The sequence below is a fragment of the Pseudomonas sp. P5_A2_2 genome, assembly GCF_054177685.1.
This window is the reverse complement of sequence record NZ_JBGCUL010000409.1, coordinates 1-3,955: the sequence shown is the minus strand read 5'-3', so window position 1 is coordinate 3,955 and position 3,955 is coordinate 1. Positions and strand designations below refer to the sequence as shown.

The window sequence follows — 3,955 nt, the reverse complement described above, 5'->3', positions numbered from 1 at the left end:
GCGGCACGTTTAAGATTGGCACTTGACCTTGCCAACATGGCAAGGTTGATCCTGTGGTCATCTACTACAGGGAGTGCGACCGATGTCCGAATCCACCACGTTCGACCTGCCGATTGCCGGTATGACCTGCGCCAGTTGCGCCGGGCGTGTCGAGCGCGCCTTGAGCAAAGTCATTGGCGCCAGTGCCGTCAGCGTCAACCTTGCCACTGAACAGGCGCGGGTGCAGGCACCCAGCGACAGCTTGCCTGCCTTGATGGATGCCGTGGCCAAGGCCGGCTACAGCGTGCCGCAGCACAGCCTGGAACTGAGCATCGACGGTATGACCTGTGCGTCCTGCGTCGGTCGGGTCGAGCGTGCGCTGGGCAAGGTTGCCGGAGTGAAAAGCGTCAGCGTCAACCTGGCCAACGAACGCGCCCACCTTGAACTGCTCGGCCAGATCGATCCGCAATCCTTGATCGCCGCAGTGACCAAGGCTGGCTACAGCGCCAGCGTCTGGGAAGCCGAACACCCGCCAACCGACAATCAGCAACAGCGCCTGCATCGCGAACGCCAGGCCTTGATCATCGCCATCGYCCTCGCCTTGCCGCTGGTATTGCCGATGCTGCTACAGCCCTTCGGCGTGCACTGGATGCTCCCGGCTTGGGCGCAGTTCGCCTTGGCCACGCCGGTGCAATTCATCTTCGGCGCACGGTTTTACGTCGCCGCGTGGAAAGCCGTGCGCGCCGGGGCCGGCAACATGGACCTGCTGGTCGCCCTGGGCACCAGCGCCGGGTATGGCTTGAGCCTGTACGAATGGGCCACCGCTGCCGGGCGCATGCCGCACCTGTATTTCGAAGCCTCGGCGGTGGTGATCGCCCTGGTGCTGCTGGGCAAGTACCTGGAAAGCCGCGCCAAGCGCCAGACCGCCAGCGCCATCCGTGCCCTCGAAGCCTTGCGCCCGGAACGGGCGATTCGGGTGATCGATGGCCACGAGCAAGACGTCGCCATCAGCGCCCTGCGCCTCGATGACCTGGTGATGGTCAAACCCGGCGAACGTTTCCCGGTGGACGGCGTAGTGGTTGAAGGCCAGAGCCATGCCGACGAAGCGCTGATCAGCGGCGAGAGCCTGCCGGTGCCCAAGCAGCCCGGCGACAAAGTCACCGGTGGCGCGATCAATGGCGAAGGCCGGTTGCTGGTGCGTACCCAGGCCCTCGGTGCGGAAACCGTGCTGGCTCGGATCATCCGCTTGGTGGAAGACGCCCAGGCCGCAAAAGCGCCGATCCAGAAACTGGTGGATAAAGTCAGCCAGGTGTTCGTGCCCACCGTGCTGCTGATTGCCTTGGCCACCCTGATCGGCTGGTGGCTGTACGGCGCGCCGATGGAAACCGCGCTGATCAACGCCGTGGCAGTGCTGGTGATCGCCTGCCCTTGCGCACTGGGCCTGGCCACACCGACGGCGATCATGGCCGGCACCGGCGTGGCGGCACGCTWCGGGATTCTGATCAAGGACGCCGAAGCACTGGAGCGTGCCCATGAAGTCAGCGCAGTGGTGTTCGACAAGACCGGCACCCTGACCTCCGGTGCCCCGCGCATCGCTCATCTGAGTGCCGTCAATGGTGATGAGGCGAGCCTGCTGGAACTGGCCGGCGCCCTGCAACGCGGCAGTGAGCATCCGTTGGCCAAGGCCGTTCTGGATGCCTGTACCGAGCGTGGATTGAAGGTGGCCGATGTCAGCGACAGCCAGTCCCTGACCGGGCGCGGCATCGCCGGCAGCCTCGAAGGGCGTCGCCTGGCGCTGGGCAATCGTCGCCTGCTGGAAGACAGCAGCTTGAGCGCCGGACCGTTGGCCGACTCGGCGACCGCGTGGGAAAAAGAAGGCCGGACCTTGTCCTGGCTGATCGAACAATCCCCAGAACCTCACGTGTTGGGCCTGTTCGCCTTCGGTGACACCCTCAAGCCCGGCGCGCTGCAGGCAGTACAACAACTGAGCGCACGGAACATCAGTAGCCATCTGCTGACCGGCGACAATCGCGGCAGCGCCAATGTGGTGGCCGAGGCGCTGGGCATCCACGATGTGCATGCCGAAGTGCTGCCGGCAGACAAGGCGGCTACGGTTGCGGCATTGAAAGAAACCGGTGTGGTGGCGATGGTCGGCGACGGTATCAACGACGCCCCGGCACTCGCCGCCGCCGACATCGGCATCGCCATGGGTGGCGGCACCGACGTCGCCATGCACGCGGCCGGCATCACCCTGATGCGCGGCGATCCGCGAATGGTGCCGGCCGCATTGGAGATTAGCCGCAAGACCTACGCCAAGATTCGCCAGAACCTGTTCTGGGCGTTCGTCTATAACCTGATCGGCATTCCATTGGCGGCATTCGGCCTCCTCAACCCGGTGTTGGCCGGTGCGGCCATGGCATTGTCGAGCGTCAGCGTGGTGAGCAATGCGCTACTGTTGAAAACCTGGAACCCCAAGGACCTGGAGGACAACCGATGAACATCGGCCAAGCGGCCCGCCACAGCGGCCTGAGCGCAAAGATGATCCGTTATTACGAATCCATCGGCCTGCTCAAGGCGGCCCATCGCACCGACAGCGGTTATCGGGTGTACGGCGATGACGACCTGCACACGCTGGCGTTCATCAAACGCTCGCGGGACCTGGGGTTTTCCCTGGAAGAAGTCGGCAAGTTGCTGACCCTCTGGCAAGACCGCCAGCGCGCCAGCGCCGATGTGAAAGCGTTGGCCCGCCAGCACATCGATGAGTTGAACCAGAAGATCCGTGAACTCGGCCAGTTGCGCGACACCTTGCAGGACCTGGTTGAGCACTGCCAGGGCGATCATCGGCCGGATTGTCCGATTCTGAAGAATCTGGAGTCGGGGTGTTGCAACACTGCGCCCCCATCGTGATAGCAGGACACCGCAAAACCCTGTGGGAGCGAGCTTGCTCCCACAGGTATTGTGTTTGTCACATTGAATCTGCACGCACAAAAAACCCGGCCGAAGCCGGGTTTTTCTTTAGCCGATCACTGCATCCACGGTGGAGGCGGTTCTTCGGTCTTGCCCGGCGGAGCATCGTCCGCCGCGCGTACGGCCTGCTTGCGCTCTTCATCCAGGCGCGCGGCCTCGATTTCGCGCATGATTCCGCCCACGTCAGCCAGCTCTTCCGTGTCGGCGAACTCGCCGGTCAGGACACTGGCCGGGTGCAAGGTGCCGGCCTCGTACAAGGCCCACATTTCCTTGGCGTACTTGGTCTTCTTCAACTCCGGCGCAAAGCGACCGAAGTAGGACGCCATGTTGCCCACATCCCGCTCCAGCATGCTGAACGCGTGGTTGTTGCCCGCCGCATCCACCGCTTGCGGCAGGTCGATGATCACCGGGCCGGTCGGCGTCAGCAGCACGTTGAACTCGGACAGGTCGCCATGCACCAGGCCGRTACACAGCATCAGCACGATCTGGGAAATCAGAAACGCGTGATATTCGCGGGCCTGATCCGGCTCCAGCACCACATCGTTCAGACGCGGCGCGGCATCACCGTACTCGTCGGCCACCAGCTCCATGAGCAGTACGCCTTCGAGGAAGTCGAACGGCTTGGGCACCCGCACACCGGCATTGGCCAGGCGGAACAGCGCCGCCACTTCGGCGTTCTGCCAGGCGTCTTCGGTTTCCTTGCGGCCAAACTTGGATCCTTTGGCCATTGCCCGGGCCYGACGGCTGTTGCGCACCTTGCGGCCTTCCTGGTATTCGGCCGCCTGACGGAAACTGCGTTTATTCGCCTCCTTGTAGACTTTCGCGCAACGTAACTGGTTGCCGCAGCGCACCACATAAACAGCTGCTTCTTTACCACTCATGAGTGGGCGCAGCACCTCGTCGACCAGACCGTCCTCGATCAGGGGTTCAATGCGTTTTGGAGTCTTCATCAGCTTTTATTGTGGGTCCTTTATTACCAAACACGCGAAAGTCATTCGTTATACGGCAA

General features: G+C 63.1%; 3 protein-coding genes. 2 read left to right on the top strand and 1 reads right to left on the bottom strand.

Annotation, left to right across the window (positions count from 1 at the left end):
* The first annotated feature begins 82 nt into the window (after positions 1-82).
* Together ACXRVY_RS19400 and cueR are read left to right on the top strand one after the other, a co-directional pair.
* Complete coding sequence (locus ACXRVY_RS19400; RefSeq protein WP_458238012.1) at positions 83-2,476, top strand: heavy metal translocating P-type ATPase; 2,394 nt, start codon at positions 83-85, stop codon at positions 2,474-2,476.
* Complete coding sequence (gene cueR / locus ACXRVY_RS19395; protein ID WP_223462787.1) at positions 2,473-2,886, top strand: Cu(I)-responsive transcriptional regulator; 414 nt, start codon at positions 2,473-2,475, stop codon at positions 2,884-2,886. Before ACXRVY_RS19400 ends, cueR begins: the two co-directional genes overlap by 4 nt.
* A 116-nt stretch (positions 2,887-3,002) precedes the next feature.
* On the opposite strand, the gene ACXRVY_RS19390 is transcribed toward cueR, so the two are convergent.
* On the bottom strand, positions 3,003-3,896 hold the full coding sequence (locus ACXRVY_RS19390; protein ID WP_458238011.1) for a PA4780 family RIO1-like protein kinase: 894 nt from the start codon (positions 3,894-3,896) through the stop codon (positions 3,003-3,005).
* Between the last annotated feature and the right edge of the window lie 59 nt (positions 3,897-3,955).